The sequence below is a fragment of the Rhodospirillales bacterium genome (assembly GCA_016712595.1).
In the GTDB taxonomy this organism is placed as follows: domain Bacteria; phylum Pseudomonadota; class Alphaproteobacteria; order Rhodospirillales; family Defluviicoccaceae; genus Defluviicoccus.
This window is the reverse complement of sequence record JADJQT010000002.1, coordinates 508,909-525,800: the sequence shown is the minus strand read 5'-3', so window position 1 is coordinate 525,800 and position 16,892 is coordinate 508,909. Positions and strand designations below refer to the sequence as shown.

Sequence of the window (16,892 nt, the reverse complement as noted above, 5' to 3'; positions counted from 1 at the left end):
CTGCGCCGACGCGGCGTTTGGCTGCCGGGATCGGTAACCGCGCGAGCGGCCCAAAACTCTTGGCTCCGGGGGTCCAACTGTCGGGGTAAAACTGCCTAGGCGGGCGGCGCCCCTTGCGGGGGCACCGCCCCGGTATTCGGTCGGCGAACTTAGAACGAGGCGCCAACGGTAAAGACGACGCGCGCGTCGGAGAGCTTGTTGCCGCCGAGGTCGCCCTGGGTCAGGTTGGTATCGACATAGGCGATGGTGAAGTCGACACCCTTGAAGGTGACCTTGCCGCCGAGGGTCCAGTCGACATAGTCCTTGGTATCGGCGATGTTCTGGTAGCCGACGGCCGCAAACAGCGCCAGATCGACATAAGGAACTTCCGGCGTTACGGTAATATTACCGTTGATGTAATTGGCGGTGCCGGTCGAGCCGAAGAAGTCCGGGGAATAATAGTACGACGCGCCGAGGGTGACGATATCGATCGGAGAATACGACAGCTTGAACGGAATTTCCCAGTAGTCGTAGTTCAGAGCCTGTCCGCCGCTTTTGCTGGCACCAGGATAGGCATAATAAAGGCCACCGAGATCCCAGGACACGCCCGTATCGAGAAGATCGCCGCGGACGCCGAAGGCCGTATCGATTTCGACGGTCGCCTTGTTGTTGTCGTTGAAATCGACGTTCGATCCCCAGAAACCGATATAGGGGGTGATGCCGTTGAAGCCGGTGTCATAGGAATATTCGAGGCTGCCCTGCACCGCCGGCTTGTTGTCGGTTTGCGAGATGCCACGGAACATGTAATCAGAGGTGAGCGCGACCGAACCGGCAATGGTGCCGGGAATGACATCGTCCTCGCTTTCGTCGGCAAGAGCGGGCGAAGTGGCCGCCAGCAGTGCCACGGCGATCGGGAGCATTTGTTTCGTGTTGATCATATCCTATCCCTCTCTGTGGACGCCACGACGGAACAACCCGTTCCTGGCGCGTCGACGGTCATCTGTGGCAATATGCGGACCACGCATGTTGCCTTAATATCACGCCGCCGCCGTCACGTAATTCATTGATATATAAGCGTATCTATTTGATATTTTGATTTGGCCAGGGATTTCCGGGGTTTTGCACTGTGCATGTGCGGCAACATTGCCCCGTTACGGGATAGGCGATCATGACCAGAGCGCGGGCAGATGACCAAGAAATGAGCGGCCAGCCGGACACTTTCGTGGCATTGGCTTGCGACCGCCGATTTAGGCCGGAATGAGCGCGCTGGATGTCCGTCGCCTAGCGGCGATAATCGCCCCCCCCTCCCGCCTGCTTGGCCTCGACGTCGGCGCCAAGACGATCGGCTGCGCCGTTTCCGATGCCACCTGGTCGGTGGCGACGCCGATCACGACCCTGCGGCGGACGCGCCTCGCCCGCGATCTCGACAGCCTGTGCCAGCTTGTGGCGGAGCGCGAAGTCGGCGGTTTCGTCATCGGCCTGCCGGTGGAGATGGACGGCAACGAAGGCCGGCGCTGCCAGTCCGTGCGCCAGTTCGCCCGAGATCTGAGCCGGGCCGTGTCCTTGCCGCTGGCATTCTGGGACGAGCGGCTGTCGACCACAGCGGTCGAACGCACCTTGATCGGCGAGGCCGATCTCAGCCGCAAGCGGCGCTCCGCGGTGGTCGACCGGGCCGCCGCCGCATGGATCCTCCAGGGCGCGCTCGACGCGATTCGCCTCGCGGTGGCGCGCGGCGATGCGGCGACGCCGGACGAATAGACCGAACGGCTGTAGGCCGCGGGGCGAGAAGCCCGGCGAATCCCATCGATGCCTGCCGGCCGCCACTTTGAATACCCTTCATGGGTTTAATATGGCGCGTGCCTTGCGCCTGCCCGGCCCTCGGCATAAAGTCTGGCGCCATGAGCAGCGGCGATCCCCCGCCCTTTTTCCGACATCGACACCTCCTCGGCATCGAAGGCTTGGTGCCGCCGGAGATCAGCCTGATTCTCGACCTCTCGGAGGTCTACGTCGAACAGAACCGTCGTGCCGACAAGAAGCAGGCGCTGCTGCGCGGGCGGACGATCATCAACCTGTTCTTCGAGGCGTCGACCCGCACCAGCACCTCGTTCGTGCTCGCCGGCAAGCGGCTCGGTGCCGATGTTATCGAGATGTCGGTTTCGTCGTCGTCGATCCGCAAGGGCGAGACCGTCATCGACACGGCAATGACGCTGAACGCCATGCACCCGGACGTGCTGGTCGTGCGCCACCCCGAATCCGGGGCGGTGAAGCTGCTGTCGGAGAAGGTGAATTGTGCGGTGATCAATGCCGGGGACGGTAGCCACGAACACCCGACGCAGGCGCTGCTCGATGCCTTGACCATCCGCCGGCGCAAAGGGCGGCTGCACGGCCTCAAGGTTGCCATCTGCGGCGACATTCTGCATTCGCGGGTCGCCCGCTCCAACATCCACCTGTTGAACATCATGGGCGCGCAGGTGCGCGTCGTCGCGCCGCGCACGCTGCTGCCCCGCGCGGTCGAGCGACTCGGCGTCGAGGTCTTCCATCGGATGGAAGACGGGATCGACGGATGCGACATCGTGATGATGCTGCGGCTGCAGACGGAACGCATGCAGGGAACCTACTTTCCGTCGATCCGGGAGTATTTCCACTTTTTCGGCCTTGATTACGAGAAGCTCAATCGTGCCAGCGCCGATGCGTTGATCATGCATCCGGGACCGATGAACCGCGGAGTTGAGATCGATTCCGTCGTCGCCGACGATATCGGCCGCTCGGCGATCCGCGAGCAGGTGGAGATGGGCGTGGCAGTGCGCATGGCCTGCCTCGATCTGCTGGCCCGCAGCGATATCGAGCACGATCCGCGCAACGTCTGAGACGGCGATCGCGGGACTCCGCCGAAGGATTCTGTGGGACGAACAGGGAGCCGAACACGCATGACGGTGAAGAGCGAGGCAGCGATGCGGGTGGCCTACGTCGGTGCCCGCCTGCTCGATCCCGCGTCGAACCTCGATAACGCCGGCGGCCTGATCACCGAGGGCGAGCACATCGTCGATCTTGGCCCGCACGTTATCGCGGACGGACTCTCTTCCGACATCGAGATCGTCGACTGTCGCGGTCTGTGCCTTGCGCCGGGTCTCGTCGATATCCGCGTGCAGCTCCGCGAGCCGGGCGAGGAGCATAAGGGCACACTCGCCTCGGGCGGCCGCGCCGCGACCGCCGGCGGCATTACCTCGATGGTCTGCCTGCCCAACACCCGTCCGGTGATCGACGACGTCTCTGTCGTCGAGTTCGTGGCGCGGCGCGCCCGGCTGCTCGGGCTGACCAAGGTCTATCCGTACGCCGCCGTCACCAAGGGGCTGGACGGCAGCGATCTCGCCGAGATGGGCATGCTGGCCGAGGCTGGCGCCGTCGCCTTCACCGACGGGGTCAAGGCCGTCGCCAATGCCAAGCTGATGCGCCAGGCGCTGCTCTATGCCCGCACCTTCGACCTGCTCATCGTCGAACACCCCGAAGAGCCGACGCTTGCCGCCGGTGGCGCGATGAACGCGGGCGAGGTCGCAACCCGGCTTGGCCTCGTCGGCATCCCGCGCGAGGCCGAGGTGATCATGGTCGAGCGCGATATCCATCTGGTGCGGATGACCGGCGGGCGGCTGCACTTCTCCCACCTGTCGACCGCGGCGGCGATCGATGCGGTGCGCCAGGCGAAGGCGAGCGGGCTCGCGATCACCTGCGATACGGCGCCGCCCTACTTCGCGCTGAACGAGCACGCCGTCGGCGAATACCGCACGTTCGCCAAACTGTCGCCACCGCTGCGCACGGAAGAAGACCGCATGGCGGTGATCCTCGGCCTGCTCGATGGCACGATCGACGCCATCGCCTCCGACCATGCGCCGGAAGACGAGGACGCCAAGCGCCTGCCGTTTGCCCAGGCCGCCTTCGGCGGCATCGGGCTCGAGACGCTGCTGGCAATCTCGCTGTCACTGTACCACAACGGCCACCTCTCGATGCTCGATGTGCTGCGCCTGATCACCTGCAAGCCCGCCAGCCTGATGGGTCTGCCCGCCGGGCGTCTGACCAAGGGAGGACGCGCGGACCTGACGGTGTTCGATCCGGAACGACCATGGCAGATCCGCGAGCACGAGCTCTACTCCAAATCGAAGAACACGCCCTTCGACTACCGGCCGGTGCAGGGCCGCGTGGTCATGACCGTGGTCGACGGTCGGCGCGTTTTCACCCTCGACGGCTGACCGTCATGCCTGAGGCCGATCCCTGGATTTCTCTCGCCACCGGGCTCGCCGCGCTTGGCGGTTACCTGCTGGGCTCCGTTCCCTTCGGGCTCCTCTTATCGCGGCTCGCCGGCTATGGCGACATTCGCTCGATCGGCTCGGGCAACATCGGCGCGACCAACGTGCTGCGGACCGGAAACAAGCTGCTGGCACTGGCGACCCTGCTGCTCGATGGCGGCAAGGGGGCGGGGGCGGCGCTCGCGGCCGGCGCCCTCGCCGGCGAGCCGGCAGCGCTCGTCGCCGCCGGCGCCGCGGTGCTCGGCCACAGCTTTCCCGTCTGGCTCGGTTTTCGCGGCGGCAAGGGAGTGGCGACGACGCTGGGTGTCTTGCTCGCCGTTTCCTGGCCCGCGGGCGTCGGCGCTTGTCTCGTCTGGCTGCTTGTCGCGTGGCTCTCCCGCATTTCCTCGCTGGCGGCCCTGGCGGCGCTGGCCGCCGCGCCGCTGCTGATGCTCGCCCTCGCCGGTCCGGCCCATGTCGTCCTGGCGGCGCTGCTGGCGGTGCTGGGGTTCGCCCGTCACCACGCCAATATTCGCCGCCTTCTCGGCGGTACCGAGCCGCGCATCGGCGACCGGCACGGCGACCGCCCTTAAGTCGGGTCAACGGACTTCCCGGCCCGTCGCGACAGCCGTGCACGGCACGGTCTGGCCGCCGCTCGCGGAGAGCCGGCCCGTTAACCAGTTCTTACGAACTCCGGCGGCATAACAAGGCGGCAAGCCCGCCCCCCGCACCTTGAGCTGACGATGGAACGAGAGCTCCTCCACCATTTTCTGCGTTCCGGTCCGGCACGGAAGTTCGATGTGAACGGGGTGACGCGACGCATCATGCTCTCGCAACCGGGCGGAATCGATCTTCTGTTTCGAACGTCATATTGCAATACCAGCATACTGTTCAAATGCATGAATTTTGACGGTTTGCACGATACCGTCGAAGATAAGCCAATAGATATGCTGGTTTATTTTCCGTACGATCACAATAAACCGGGTGACGGTGGAGAATAATTTCTATTTAATGAAGATAATTACTGGCAGTACTTCAACGATAAAATGCGGCGCGACAACATTGACCTGCCGACGCTGCGCGAGGACTTTCTCCGACTGATAATCTTCGATTCGGTGCCGACTTTCAGTCCATTCATCCTCGAACTCGCGTTCGAACGCGCCGGCACGCCAATCCGCAAGTCCTATCTCGATATCCCGCCCGACCTGCGGGTCAAGCTGCGCGAGCACATCAAAGCCCGCATCCGCCCGCTGACGGTCGCGGCATTCGGGCGCAGCACCAGCGACGCCGAATTCATGATCGAGGACATGACCGACAAGCTATTCAGCTTGCGCAATACGAAGGAGATCATGCCGCTGATCGATGTTCTTCGCATTCCACCGGACGAATCCATTCGATTAATGTCGGCGTGGATCGGTATCACCTATTTTGAATACGAGTACGCGATCCTGCAGAAGGACATGAAGAGGTTCGCGACCTGGCTCATCGAGTTCTGCATGCCGCGAGAGGCTCTTCGCCCCGTCGAACGCGAGCGTATCTCGTCCTTCGTGAGTGAGCTGCGCATGAAAATGCGCGGAGACTGGGCCGAGATGGTGGACATATGGAAGCGATATATCGAATCCTACCAAGCCTATGTTCATCACGACGATGTCGAAACGTTCAGTGCTTTTCTACGCGGTTGTAACTCGCACTATTGGCGCCTGGCGGAGATTCTAGGAAAGCTCGAGCAGACGCTGCTGACCTGGAAACTGTTCACCCGTAATTACTTCAATATGCCGCTGCCGCACTTTCGGCTGATGGAATTCTACGCCGTGCTCAAGCGGCTGCACCTCAGCGATGAAGACATGCCGGCGATCTCGCAAAACAGCTTCGATTCATCGCTGTTCTCTCCCAGTCAGGCGCGCGCGTAGCCGCAGGCGAAACCGGGACGCGCGTAGCCGCAAGCGAAACCGGGACGCGCGTAGCCGCAGGCGAAACCGGGACGCGCGTAGCCGCGCGATAAAAAAACCAGGACACGCGTAGCCGCGCGATGGAACCAGCACTCGCCGCCTGCCGTTGATCCGATCGCATGCCAGTTTTCGGAGACGAGCGATGGGCGAGCGGCACGGATCCAGCATTAAGGATGACAAAACCTACGAAACCTTGCGACGGTCGGGCGCGAGTAAGGAAAAGGCGGCGCGCATCGCCAACGCCAAGGCCGATCCTCATCGTGAGGACCCGTCGAAAAAAGGCGGCCGGGCGCCGGCGTATGAGGATTGGAGCAAGCGCGACCTCCTCGCCCGAGCACGGGAGATCGGCATTGACGGGATCACGCGCATGGCCAAGGCCGAGTTGATCGAGGCGCTCCGCCACCACTGAGCCGCAGCCTTCACCGGCGGTGGCGCTCGCGGCCCGCGCCGGTGATACGGCAAGACACCCCACGGCGGGCGCCGGTGCAGGAATCGAACGACCGGCGCGGCGACGCGCGCTACCCTGCGGGCGCAAGCCGAAGCGCACGAGACGGCGTTTCGGCACAAACCCGACAGACCAGGTGTCCCGCCATGTCCAGCGAGCTTGTCCTCTACACCAATCCGATGTCACGCGGTCGCATCGTGCGTTGGATCCTCGAGGAGATCGGCCACCCCTATCAAACCGAGCTGGTCCCATACGGGGCGACGATGAAGGCGCCCGAATACCGCGCGATCAATCCAATGGGTAAAGTCCCCGCGCTGAAACACGGCAACGTCGTGATCACCGAGTGCGCCGCGATCTGCGCTTATCTCGCCGACGCGTTCCCCGCCGCCGCGCTCGCGCCGGCCTCCGGCGATCGCCTGCGCGGGCCGTACTACCGCTGGCTGTTCTTCTTCGCGGGTCCGCTTGAAGCTGCGAGCACGAACAAGATGCTGGGGGTCACGGTACCCGAGGACAAGCGAGGGTTTGTCGGCTATGGCAGCCTTGACGAGGTACTGGCGGTGATCGACGCCGCCCTTTCCGGTCGCGATTTTCTTGTCGGCGACCGCTTTTCCGCCGCGGACGTCTATGCCAGCGCGCATCTCGGCTGGGGCATGCAGTTCGGTACCGTGGAACGGCGCCCCAGATTCGAGCGCTATTGCGAGCGGCACAGCGCCCGCCCGGCGGCGATCCGCGCGCGGGAAATCGACGACGCGCTGCTGGCGAGCCAAGCGGAAGCGCCTGAACCGTCCTGATCAGGGTTGACCTTGATCAAGATTTGCGCGCGCGGCCCAGTGCGTATCAGCAGTGGTGTGTCAGCGGCGGCGCAAGAGCAATCCGCGGCCGGCCGGCGCTGACGCGCCGCAAGGCGCCTGGGCTCAGAACGGCGCGGGAAGGCTGCGGCGGTAGCGCGTCACCAGGCGCTTGCCGCTGCCGGGCAGATTGAAGCCGGCGTCGATGCTGATGACCGCGTCGGTTGAGAGCGGCGTCGTTTCCTGGGGCGCGAAGGCGAGCCGGTCGGGACTGGCGAGGGCGGAGGGATCTCCGACGCCGCGATAAACCGTCCGGAAGCGGTCGTGGTCGACGTCACAGAAGCAGTAGCCCCGGAACAAGCCGTTGAAGTAGGGAATGTGCGGATTGTCCGCATCGACGCTCGCCTTGACCGCGACATGGCTCGCTCGCGGGTCGATATCGAGAAACGTCGAGGAGATGGACGTACAGACGAATTCCGCCGCCAGCGCGTCCGAGCCCTGATCATCGAAGTCGCGCAGGAGATTGGCGGCCCAGGCGGAGTGGATATCGCCGCTCACAAAGATGGGGTTGTTCGGCCGCAGGATTTCGAGCGTATCGAACAGCCGCTGACGCGCCGCCGGATAGCCGTCCCAGGCATCGACGTTGTAAAGGTTGCTCACCTGCGCGGCGACCGCCAGAAGCTGGCCCTTCAGCGACGCGGGGATACTGGCGTTGTTGGCGATGGCGAGCCGTCCGGCCTCGATCAGGTTCCAGCGGGTCATCATCACCTGCTGGGCGATGATGTTCCAGCGCGACGTCGACTGGCGCAGCCCGTCAGCCAGCCATAATTCCTGCGCCTGGCCCATCATCGTCGCGTTGGGATCGTTGATGCCGTCGGTATCGTAGATCTCTTCGCCGAACACCGCTTCGAGCGCCGCGCTGTGCGGATCGGTCGAGCCGAAACCGTCGCCGGCCGGCTGATCGGAACGGAACTGCCGGGTGTCGAGCACGTGGATGTCGGCGAGGTCACCGAACTGCAGCCGGCGGTGGAGCGCAAGATTGCCCGAGGCCGAGACGACGCGGTTTTCCAGTCGCAGCGGCATCTGCTCGGCATAGACCTTGTACGCCCCGGCGCGGCGCGCGCGGAAATCCGCGCCCTGAAGATCGCCGCTCTCCTCGGTCGAGAGGCCGGCGTAATTGTTTTCTACCTCGTGATCATCGGGCGTAACGATGAAGGGAAAATTGGCGTGCGCATCCTGCAGGTTGTGATCGATCCGGTACTGCGCGTAGCGGTTCCGGTAGTCGGCGATGGTAAAACACTCCGACGTGCCGGAATGGACCCGGCCCGGCAGGTCCGGCGTGCGCGACGGGCCACCTTCGTAGATGTAATCGCCGACGTGCACGACGAAGTCGATGGCGCTGTCCTCGTGATAGCGCCGGTGAGCGATGTCACGCCACGCGGGATAGTAGCCTTGCTCGTAGTTCTGGCAGGAGACGAGAGCGAAACGCATCCGCTCGCTGACTTGTCCCGGCCGGGGGAACGTGCGCGTCCGCCCGATGCGGCTGCGTGCGCCAAGTGCTTCAAAGCGGTAGTAGAGCCACGCGTTCGATGGCAGGCCGGTGGCCGGCGCATGCACGGCATGGCCGTTGCGGGCGAGCGCGGTGACGACGCCGCCGGCGATAACGTTGGCCATGTCCGGATCGCTCGCAACCGTCCAGGTCACCGGCACCGGTGCCGGCGGCATGCCGCCGCCGTTGAGCGGGTCGGGGGCGAGGCGCGTCCACAGCACCGCCGAGGTGCCGCTCGGATCGCCCGAGGCGACGCCGAGAGAGAACAGACCGGAGGGCTCTTTCGCCTGCGCGCGCCCGCCACGAAGGACGGCGGGCGCGGCAAGAATACCGGCGAGGGCACCCGCCCCCTGCACCACACGGCGGCGGCTGACTCCGGCTTCGGCATCGCGCCGTTCTTCGCCAGCGACCGAACAGCCACTCTGATCGGCGCAGTTTGTCCGTTTGATCATCGGGTGCTCCCTTCCTTCAGACCGACCGGGGTTTGCTAAGAAAATCGGCGGTGTGCGCACAACATGCAGCCGGAATGTAAAGGGATAAGAGCTGATCATATCACGTGTAATTATCATGACCGATTTATGAGACTTAGATGACGAAAATTTATATCTCGGATATACTCGGTATATATTTAATTATATTATAATTATTTACGTTTTGTAAAATATTGCGCGCGGGCTGACGCGACTTAGTCTACGGGACGGCTTCGATACAGATGAATTCTTGTCTGCGGCGGTAACCTCTGGCACGTGGAGCGGAGCACGAGTCTCCGCGGTAGCGGCTATGGCACGGAAGAGGATCGCAATCCGGTCCGGATCACGTCTTGACCGCCAGGCGGCATTCCCCGGTTAATGCACCCACGCCCCCCGCGTACCCCCCACAAGCCCAAGGAGGCATGAATGAGCGAGCCGCAAGACCGTGGGCGAAGGGATGAGCCGGGCGGTGTGGCGAAGACGGACGCGGGCGATGCTCGCGCGCTCGTGTTGTTTTCAGGCGGACAGGATTCGACGACCTGCCTTGCCTGGGCGCTCGATCGCTTCGAGACCGTCGAGACCATCGGCTTTGATTACCGGCAGCGCCACGCCGTGGAGCTGTCCTGTCGCGCCGCCGTGCTCGCCGGCCTATGCGCGCTCGACGCTGGCTGGAGAAGCCGGCTCGGCGCCGATCATCTCGTTGATCTCGGCGTGCTCGCCGACATCGGCGACAGCGCGCTGACGCGCGAGCGGGCGATCCGCATGACCGAAAAGGGCCTGCCGAACACCTTCGTGCCCGGACGCAACCTCGTGTTCCTCAGCATCGCCGGTGCCATCGCCTACCGCTGCGGCGTACGACACATCGTCGCCGGGATGTGCGAGACCGATTATTCCGGCTACCCGGACTGCCGGGATGACACGATCAAAGCGGTGCAACTCGCCCTCAACCTCGGCATGGAAAGCCGCTTCGTCGTGCACACGCCGTTGATGTGGCTCGACAAGGCGGCGACCTGGCGGCTGGCGCACGATCTCGGCGGCACGGCGCTGATCGACCTCGTTCGCGAGGAGACGCACACCTGTTACCTCGGCGAGCGGACGCAGCGCCACGACTGGGGCCGCGGGTGCGGGGAATGCCCCGCCTGCCGGCTCCGCGCCGCCGGTTGGCAGCGATACCGCGCCGAAGCGGCTGGAGATGGCGAATAAGCGCCGCGAAACGGCCCAATCCAAGGTCGAGAACGCTGGGCCGATAAGGTGAGCCGACTTATGCCGGCGGCGCGTCTTCCGTGTCGTCCGGTACCCGCCGGTAACCCTTTGCCCGCATACAGCGATCGAAGAGATCGTACTTGAGCGTGACCTGATCGAAGGCGAGGCTGGGAGCGTAGGGCATCCATACCGGCGGTCCGAACTGCTGCCAGGGAACCACCGGAATGGCATGGCTCCGCCCATTCGGGCTTTGCACGCCGACGAAATAGGGCACGAGGAACGGCTGTTCGTTCAGTGCCTGCGCCCGGCTACGCGCCGCCGCACGGCAGTCCTTGCGATCGGCCTCGGCTGTCGGTGCATCGGTGTCGTCCCGCTCCCAGCGCAGCGGTGTACACCCTGCCACAACGATAAGAACGACGAGCACTCCGCGCAAAAGATGCATCGAACGGCCCCAACGCATCGCATCGCCACGGGCGCGGCGCCCGCGCAGCCCCGCAGAACTGCGCCGAACCGCTGCTACCCTTGGGTTCAGCGGGACTTCAGCTTGGCGGCGATAAACAAGGCAATGACGGCACCGACCACGGCGGTGACGATCTGGCCGACAAGGTTGTGCGCCGTCAACCCGAGAAGGGTGAATACCAGCCCGCCCAAAAGCGCGCCGATCACGCCGACCACGAGGTTGCCCAGCAGCCCGAAGCCACTGCCCTTGGTGATCTGTCCGGCGATCCATCCGGCCAGAAGTCCGATGATGAGAAACGAAATCAGCCCGCCGATCATCCAATCCTCTCCGATCCAGCTCGTCTTGGTGGGAGAGATGTAGAGTCTGTCCGCGCCCAGAGCAATGTCGGGCCCGGAGCAATCTCGGGCCCGGGGCAATGTCGAACCTGGAACGATATCGGGCTTGTCCGGGCGCCTGGACGATCGCCGCGATGAGCGCGCCGCGCAAAAAAGCGGTGATCAAATGTCGTCGTTGATCGTCAGCGCACCGCTCGGGCCGGTTCCACGCGATCCGTCTCGCCCATAGCCAAGCGGTCGTGCGCGCGCCACCGCGCCGCCGATGATCTGCGCGATCCGGTCAGAGGCCTGAATGGCGCCGCGCAGTGCCTTGAGTTCCGCACCCGTCGCTTCATCCAGCTCCTTCAGGCAGGTGATCAGCGTCGGGCCGTCGGCGAGGGACAAAATACCATCGCGCCCGGCGTCACGAAGCGCTGGAGCATGGTGCGCGAGGCTGCGAAGCAGAGACTCCTTTTCACCGTTCAACGCGCCAATCTCGTGATAGCGACCCGCCTTGAGCAGAGCAATTTCACGGCGCAACAGGGCGCTCAGAGCCCCGCCGTTCCGCACGGTTTCGCCGACGGCCACCTCGAGCGCCCGGCGATCGCCGTCTGACGACAGCTCGCTCACGATATCCTCCTTCAGCCATTCACCATGCGCGCGACGAGCCGTGAGTCCGGCGACGGCAATCTGGCCTGCGCATGGAGTACCATTAATTGCATATGCATGTTTATAAACACTTGACGAGAGTGCTAATGTATTCTAATCTCGTATCAGTTGTTGTTATCCTGCGTACGTTGTAGGCATAGGAGCATCAGGAGTAACGTCAATGTCACCGGTAGCCGCCTTACGATCGGTTGCGTCCCCGGTGTCCGAGCTTTCGAGAGATACGACGAACAGCTCGACAGCGGCATCGCTGGACGCCGTGTCCGCCGCTTCAACGGAAGCAAGCGTCACGACCGCGGTTCCGGCGGTCACTGCCGGCGCACGGACGGACGACGAGCGTCAGGACACGCCCGAGATTTACTCCGCCAGCACGTCGTTCGACGCCGCCACCGGAGAATGGGCTTTCGTCATCGAGCGCCACCCGCCCGAGACCGGTGTGACCGTCGCAAGCCAGAAGGGATTTGTCTCCCACTATCTGGCGATGGCCACGTCATCGGCCGACCTGCGCAATGCCTTCAGCATGCGGATCTGAGCCGGCCCGCACGTCGCGACGACACAGGGTCGCCGCCGCAACGGCGAAGGCTCAAACCCTCCGCCCCCCGCCCACCTCACCGGCACTCCGGCGGGCGATCCCTTGCTTATCTCGTTCGCGCCCGCGCACTCGCCGCAACCGATGTTTGCCGGCGAGCACCGCAGTGACATCCCGTTCGCCAAGCGCAAATATCGGCACGGTGCGTGACGTGAGTGCCGGCACCTTGCGAAACGCAAATACCGGCGCCGTGAGCGCGCGGCACGGCGTCGCTCCCCAACCGGCCCTCCCCCGCCCCGCCGCCGCCAACCCGGCAGATTTTGCCCCCGGCGCGGGACGTTTTTACCGGCATCCCCGCCTTCTCCTCGCGCGGCAAGCACAGAAATTACGTGAATTCAGTTACTTGCGCTCAGGCACGCCGATTGCGATCGGGTTAACGAGCCGGCGGTTGCGGTCTTCGGCACGCGGGCGAAACCTTGTACATGGAGAGTAGACGATGAGCCTTTCCGGCGCCATGAATACGGCGGTAACCGGCATCAATGCCCAGTCGAAGGCGCTTGGCAACATTTCGGACAACGTCGCCAATGTGCAGACGACCGGCTACAAGCGAGTCGAAACCTCGTTCGCCAGCCTTCTTACCCAGGCGACGCCGCGCGATCACGAACCGGGAGGCGTGCTCAGCCGGCCGCTATACATGAACAATGTGCAGGGAACGATCCAGTCGACCGGCACGATCACCAATCTTGCCATCGCCGGCGAAGGCATGTTCGCCGTCAGTCAGAAGACCGGCGTCTCGACGTCGGGCGGCACACCGACGTTCGCCACCGATCCGCTCTACACCCGTGCGGGCGATTTCAGCCTCGACGATCAGGGCTACCTCGTCAACGGTTCGGGCTACTACCTGAACGGCTGGACGGTCGATACCACCACCGGCATCGTCTCCAAGAACGCGACCCTGCCGATCCAGGTCACGCAGCTCAAGGACAATCCCCAGCAGACGACATCGATCAGCCTGTCGGCGAACCTGCCGACCCAGCCCGATTCAAACCTCGACGTCAATAGCGCGAACGCCGTCATCGACATGCCGCCGCAAGCGGTCACCGTCTACGATCCCCAGGGCACGGGGCACGTGATCGAACTCGGGTGGTCGTGGGACTCGGCGACGCCGGACACCTGGTCGCTCGCCCTCGCCTCGTCCGATGCGGCGATTACCACCGTGGCGCCGACGACGACCAACGATCCGGTTCCGCTCCAGTTCTACACGTCGAACAATGCCGGCACCGGCGCGCAGGCGGGCAGCATCGATAACATCGACGGCGCGGCAACCGGAACCGTCGGCTCCGATGCCAACATCTCCTTCCTGATCACCTATGCCAACGGCGATACCCAGTCGATCACGCTCGATTTTGGCGCGTACGGGGTCGCTCAGCAACTCACCAACTTCACCGGCACCGACATCGACTTCAATTCCGCGACACAGGATGGCCTGCCGCCGGGATCGTTCCGCAATCTTTCGATCAGCGACGACGGCATGGTGACGCTGAACTACGACAACGGCAATCAGAAGACCGTTTATCAGGTGCCGATCGCGCAGTTCCAGAACTACGAGGGCCTGCAGTCGGAGCCCGGGAACGCGTTCAGCGCTTCGTCGGAGAGCGGTACGCCAGCGCTGCTGTCGGCCGGCGCCAACGGTACCGGCAACATCCAGTCGTCGAGCGTTGAAGGCTCGAATGTCGATGTTTCGTCCGAACTGGTCAAAATGATCCAGGCGCAATCGGCCTACGCGGCCAACGCCCGCGTCATCTCCACCGCCAACGAGATGCTGCAGACAATCGAACAGGTGGCGCGATAGCGTCATGGCGCCGTCGCCTCCGGCCCCCCGAACCCCGCTCGGGACCGGCGACGACGGCGCGATGAAAACCACGGGCGGCGCTGATCGGATACCAGCGGTACCGCTGTTCGGATAGCGGATATCGCCACCGGCGCCGCACGGCTGCGAGCCGCGCGGAAGGCAGAGCGGTCACGCCACGGGTTCGGCCGGCGTCGCCAGCGCTCGATCCCGCTCCATCGCCCGCCGGCAAGCCGGGCGTGCCTCCAGCCGCGCGATATAAGCGGCGATCTCGGGGCGGTCCGGAATCGCATCGATCATCCGCCCCCAGCGCAGGCTCGATCCGATGAGCACGTCCGGGGCGGAAAATGCCTCGCCGAGCAGGAAGGGGCCGGGCTCGATCGCGCCGGTCAGCACCGAGAGCAAGGTTTCGAAATCGCCGTAGCCGCTCGCCTGCCGCGGCGTATCGGTCCGCTTCAGCATGCGGTCGAGCAGGGCCGGCTCGAGGCAGCTGTTCATGAAGAACATCCACTTCAGATAGGCGCCGCGCCGGGGATCGCCGGCCGGGACCTCCAGTCCCGCAGCGCTGAAGGTCTCGGCGAGATAGCAGCAGATTGCCGCCGTCTCGGTGATCACCGCGCCGTGGTGGACCAGCGCCGGAACCTTGCCCATCGGATTGACCGACAGATACGCGGGCTCGCGATTTTCGCCCCTGGACATGTTCAGCACGCGCAGCGCGTAGGGTTGCCCGATCTCCTCCAGCATCCACAGCACGATGGACGAGCGTGAAGGCGAGATATGATAGAGAATCAGATCGTCCTGGTCGGCCATCCGCGTTTCCTCCTGTTGCAACGTTGCATGGCGATGTGGCGGTTTGCGCCTGCGGTTTCCAGGTGGACCTCGCCGTCGCCGGGTTGCGGCGGCGAGGCGCATGATCGTCCGAACGATCAGCGCACGACAACCTCCCCGCGCATATGGGGATGAAGCGAGCAGAAGTATTCGATCGTCCCCGGCGACGAAAAGGTCATGGAAAAGCGCTCCTGCGCATCGAGCCCGGGAGAATTGATCGAACGGTTCGCCGTGGTCACAGTATGCGGCGTATCGTCCTCGTTCACCCAGGTGACTGTCGTGCCTGGCGCGACGGTCAGCGTCGGCGGATCGAAGGTGAAGTTACGGATAACGATGAGCGCATCTTCGGGCGCGGCGGCGTGGCTGCGGTGGACGAGCAGGTTCGCCCCGCACACCAGCGCGCCGAGGACGACGAGGGCGTAGAGCCCGGCGCTGATCCCGGTGGCAAGGTAGCCGGCCAGGCGCCCGAGCGGGCAGGCGCGACGCCGGCGCGGACCGGAAGGCATGGTCATCTTTGCCCTCCGCTCAGGCGTCGTCTGCCAAGCTCGCATCGGTCACCGCCAGCGGTCCTGGCGCGCGCGCAACCGAGATGGAGCGGATGCCGAGGCTCGCCGCCAGCTGATCCGCCGGAACCTTGAGCGGCCCCGGCGCCGGCGCGGTGCCGGCCACCGGCTGGGGAAACGCGGTGGCGCGGGCCGTATAGAAGGCGATGTTGCCTTCGACCTTCTGCACGATCTGGTGGATGTGGCCGTTGAGAACGGTCACCGAGCCAAAGCGCTTGAGGTAGGCGAGCGCGGCATCGCTGTCCTGCGTGCCCCACCCCCACTGTGGATAGATCGACCACAATGGCATGTGGGCGAAGACGACGATCGGCGTGCTTGCCGTGCGCCCGCGCAGATCGTCCTCCAGCCATTCGAGCTGCGGGCCGCCGAGCTGGCCGAGGCCGCCGGCGCCAAGGCCGATGACGTTAACCAGCGCGATGAAATGAACCCCGGCCTGATCGAAGCTGTACCAGGGCGCCCGCTCGCGGCCGTGCGGAAAGCGGGCGAAAAACGCCGCACCGTCATCGCCGATCACGTCGTGCTCGCCCGGCAGAACGTGCAGGTCACCCACGTGGATCGTGCGCAAGGCCTCGCCGGCGACGTCAAACTCGCCCGGCTTGGAGAGATGGGTGACATCGCCGGTATGGACGACGAACGTCGGCGGTTGAGTCATGCCATTGATCTTGGTGATCGCCTGACGCAGGGTAGCCTCGACGTCCGGATTTGCTTCCTTGTTGAACCCGATGTGGCTGTCGCTGATCTGCACGAACGAAAAGGCACGAGCCGCCGCCGTGTCCTTGCCGCCGGCGGCGGATGTGACCGACGCGGCGTCGTCAAGCGCCAGCGCCTTCGGCACGCCGCCTGCCATCGTCCACACCACCCCGGTGCCGGCCCACGCCATGCATTTCAGGAATTTGCGTCGATCTCTTGCCTGCGTCATCACCGTCTCCTTGCGAGCACGTTGTTCGAACCCACCGCTCAGACCACGACCCGGTGATTTTTCTTCCAAGAATATTTTTGCCGGTAACGGGAATAATCACCGCG

At 64.3% G+C, this 16,892-nt stretch carries 18 protein-coding genes; 10 read left to right on the top strand and 8 right to left on the bottom strand.

Annotated features, from left to right (window positions below):
* Positions 1-149: 149 nt before the first annotated feature.
* Positions 150-917 (bottom strand): hypothetical protein, encoded by a 768-nt coding sequence (locus IPK66_14320; protein MBK8176390.1) that lies wholly within the window; start codon positions 915-917, stop codon positions 150-152.
* A 319-nt stretch (positions 918-1,236) separates the two neighbouring features.
* On the opposite strand from IPK66_14320, the gene ruvX reads away from it, so the two are divergent.
* From ruvX to IPK66_14285, 7 genes are all read left to right on the top strand, one after another.
* A complete protein-coding gene (ruvX, locus tag IPK66_14315) occupies positions 1,237-1,737 on the top strand; it encodes a Holliday junction resolvase RuvX (protein MBK8176389.1) in 501 nt (166 codons plus the stop codon).
* Positions 1,738-1,877: 140 nt separating this feature from the next.
* A complete protein-coding gene (locus IPK66_14310) occupies positions 1,878-2,846 on the top strand; it encodes an aspartate carbamoyltransferase catalytic subunit (protein ID MBK8176388.1) in 969 nt (322 codons plus the stop codon).
* Between the two features lie 60 nt (positions 2,847-2,906).
* Positions 2,907-4,220, top strand: a complete 1,314-nt coding sequence (pyrC, locus tag IPK66_14305) for a dihydroorotase (protein ID MBK8176387.1) — start codon at positions 2,907-2,909, stop codon at positions 4,218-4,220.
* A 5-nt stretch (positions 4,221-4,225) separates the two neighbouring features.
* Positions 4,226-4,849: a glycerol-3-phosphate 1-O-acyltransferase PlsY gene (gene plsY / locus IPK66_14300; protein ID MBK8176386.1), complete on the top strand. Its 624-nt coding sequence runs from the start codon at positions 4,226-4,228 to the stop codon at positions 4,847-4,849.
* A gap of 453 nt (positions 4,850-5,302) precedes the next feature.
* A complete protein-coding gene (locus tag IPK66_14295; GenBank protein MBK8176385.1) occupies positions 5,303-6,166 on the top strand; it encodes a hypothetical protein in 864 nt (287 codons plus the stop codon).
* Between the two features lie 181 nt (positions 6,167-6,347).
* Positions 6,348-6,614 carry a Rho termination factor gene (locus IPK66_14290; protein ID MBK8176384.1) on the top strand — a complete coding sequence of 89 codons (267 nt, stop codon included), beginning with the start codon at positions 6,348-6,350 and terminating at the stop codon, positions 6,612-6,614.
* A gap of 182 nt (positions 6,615-6,796) precedes the next feature.
* Positions 6,797-7,441 (top strand): glutathione S-transferase family protein, encoded by a 645-nt coding sequence (locus IPK66_14285; GenBank protein MBK8176383.1) that lies wholly within the window; start codon positions 6,797-6,799, stop codon positions 7,439-7,441.
* A 123-nt stretch (positions 7,442-7,564) separates the two neighbouring features.
* Here IPK66_14285 and IPK66_14280 read toward each other — a convergent pair whose 3' ends face one another.
* On the bottom strand, positions 7,565-9,439 hold the full coding sequence (locus tag IPK66_14280; protein MBK8176382.1) for an alkaline phosphatase D family protein: 1,875 nt from the start codon (positions 9,437-9,439) through the stop codon (positions 7,565-7,567).
* Positions 9,440-9,883: 444 nt separating this feature from the next.
* On the opposite strand from IPK66_14280, the gene queC reads away from it, so the two are divergent.
* Entirely contained in the window at positions 9,884-10,660 is a 777-nt protein-coding gene (queC, locus tag IPK66_14275) for a 7-cyano-7-deazaguanine synthase QueC (GenBank protein MBK8176381.1), read from the top strand.
* A gap of 58 nt (positions 10,661-10,718) precedes the next feature.
* On the opposite strand, the gene IPK66_14270 is transcribed toward queC, so the two are convergent.
* The 3 genes from IPK66_14270 to IPK66_14260 all read right to left on the bottom strand — a co-directional run bounded on the left by IPK66_14270 (position 10,719) and on the right by IPK66_14260 (position 12,064).
* Positions 10,719-11,102 carry a hypothetical protein gene (locus IPK66_14270; GenBank protein MBK8176380.1) on the bottom strand — a complete coding sequence of 128 codons (384 nt, stop codon included), beginning with the start codon at positions 11,100-11,102 and terminating at the stop codon, positions 10,719-10,721.
* 86 nt (positions 11,103-11,188) lie between these two features.
* Positions 11,189-11,437, bottom strand: a complete 249-nt coding sequence (locus tag IPK66_14265; GenBank protein MBK8176379.1) for a GlsB/YeaQ/YmgE family stress response membrane protein — start codon at positions 11,435-11,437, stop codon at positions 11,189-11,191.
* Between the two features lie 180 nt (positions 11,438-11,617).
* On the bottom strand, positions 11,618-12,064 hold the full coding sequence (locus IPK66_14260; GenBank protein ID MBK8176378.1) for a hypothetical protein: 447 nt from the start codon (positions 12,062-12,064) through the stop codon (positions 11,618-11,620).
* A gap of 199 nt (positions 12,065-12,263) precedes the next feature.
* Here IPK66_14260 and IPK66_14255 point away from each other — a divergent pair, with 199 nt between their 5' ends.
* Both IPK66_14255 and IPK66_14250 read left to right on the top strand, forming a co-directional pair.
* Positions 12,264-12,632, top strand: coding sequence for a hypothetical protein (locus IPK66_14255; protein ID MBK8176377.1), 369 nt, complete (start codon positions 12,264-12,266; stop codon positions 12,630-12,632).
* Positions 12,633-13,125: 493 nt separating this feature from the next.
* Positions 13,126-14,481, top strand: a complete 1,356-nt coding sequence (locus tag IPK66_14250) for a flagellar hook protein FlgE (protein MBK8176376.1) — start codon at positions 13,126-13,128, stop codon at positions 14,479-14,481.
* A gap of 168 nt (positions 14,482-14,649) precedes the next feature.
* Here the strand turns inward: IPK66_14250 and IPK66_14245 are convergent, their stop codons facing one another.
* From IPK66_14245 to IPK66_14235, 3 genes are all read right to left on the bottom strand, one after another.
* Positions 14,650-15,288: a glutathione S-transferase family protein gene (locus IPK66_14245; GenBank protein ID MBK8176375.1), complete on the bottom strand. Its 639-nt coding sequence runs from the start codon at positions 15,286-15,288 to the stop codon at positions 14,650-14,652.
* Between the two features lie 116 nt (positions 15,289-15,404).
* Positions 15,405-15,812 carry a cupredoxin family copper-binding protein gene (locus IPK66_14240; GenBank protein MBK8176374.1) on the bottom strand — a complete coding sequence of 136 codons (408 nt, stop codon included), beginning with the start codon at positions 15,810-15,812 and terminating at the stop codon, positions 15,405-15,407.
* A 19-nt stretch (positions 15,813-15,831) separates the two neighbouring features.
* Positions 15,832-16,788, bottom strand: coding sequence for a metallophosphoesterase (locus IPK66_14235; GenBank protein ID MBK8176373.1), 957 nt, complete (start codon positions 16,786-16,788; stop codon positions 15,832-15,834).
* Positions 16,789-16,892: the final 104 nt, after the last annotated feature.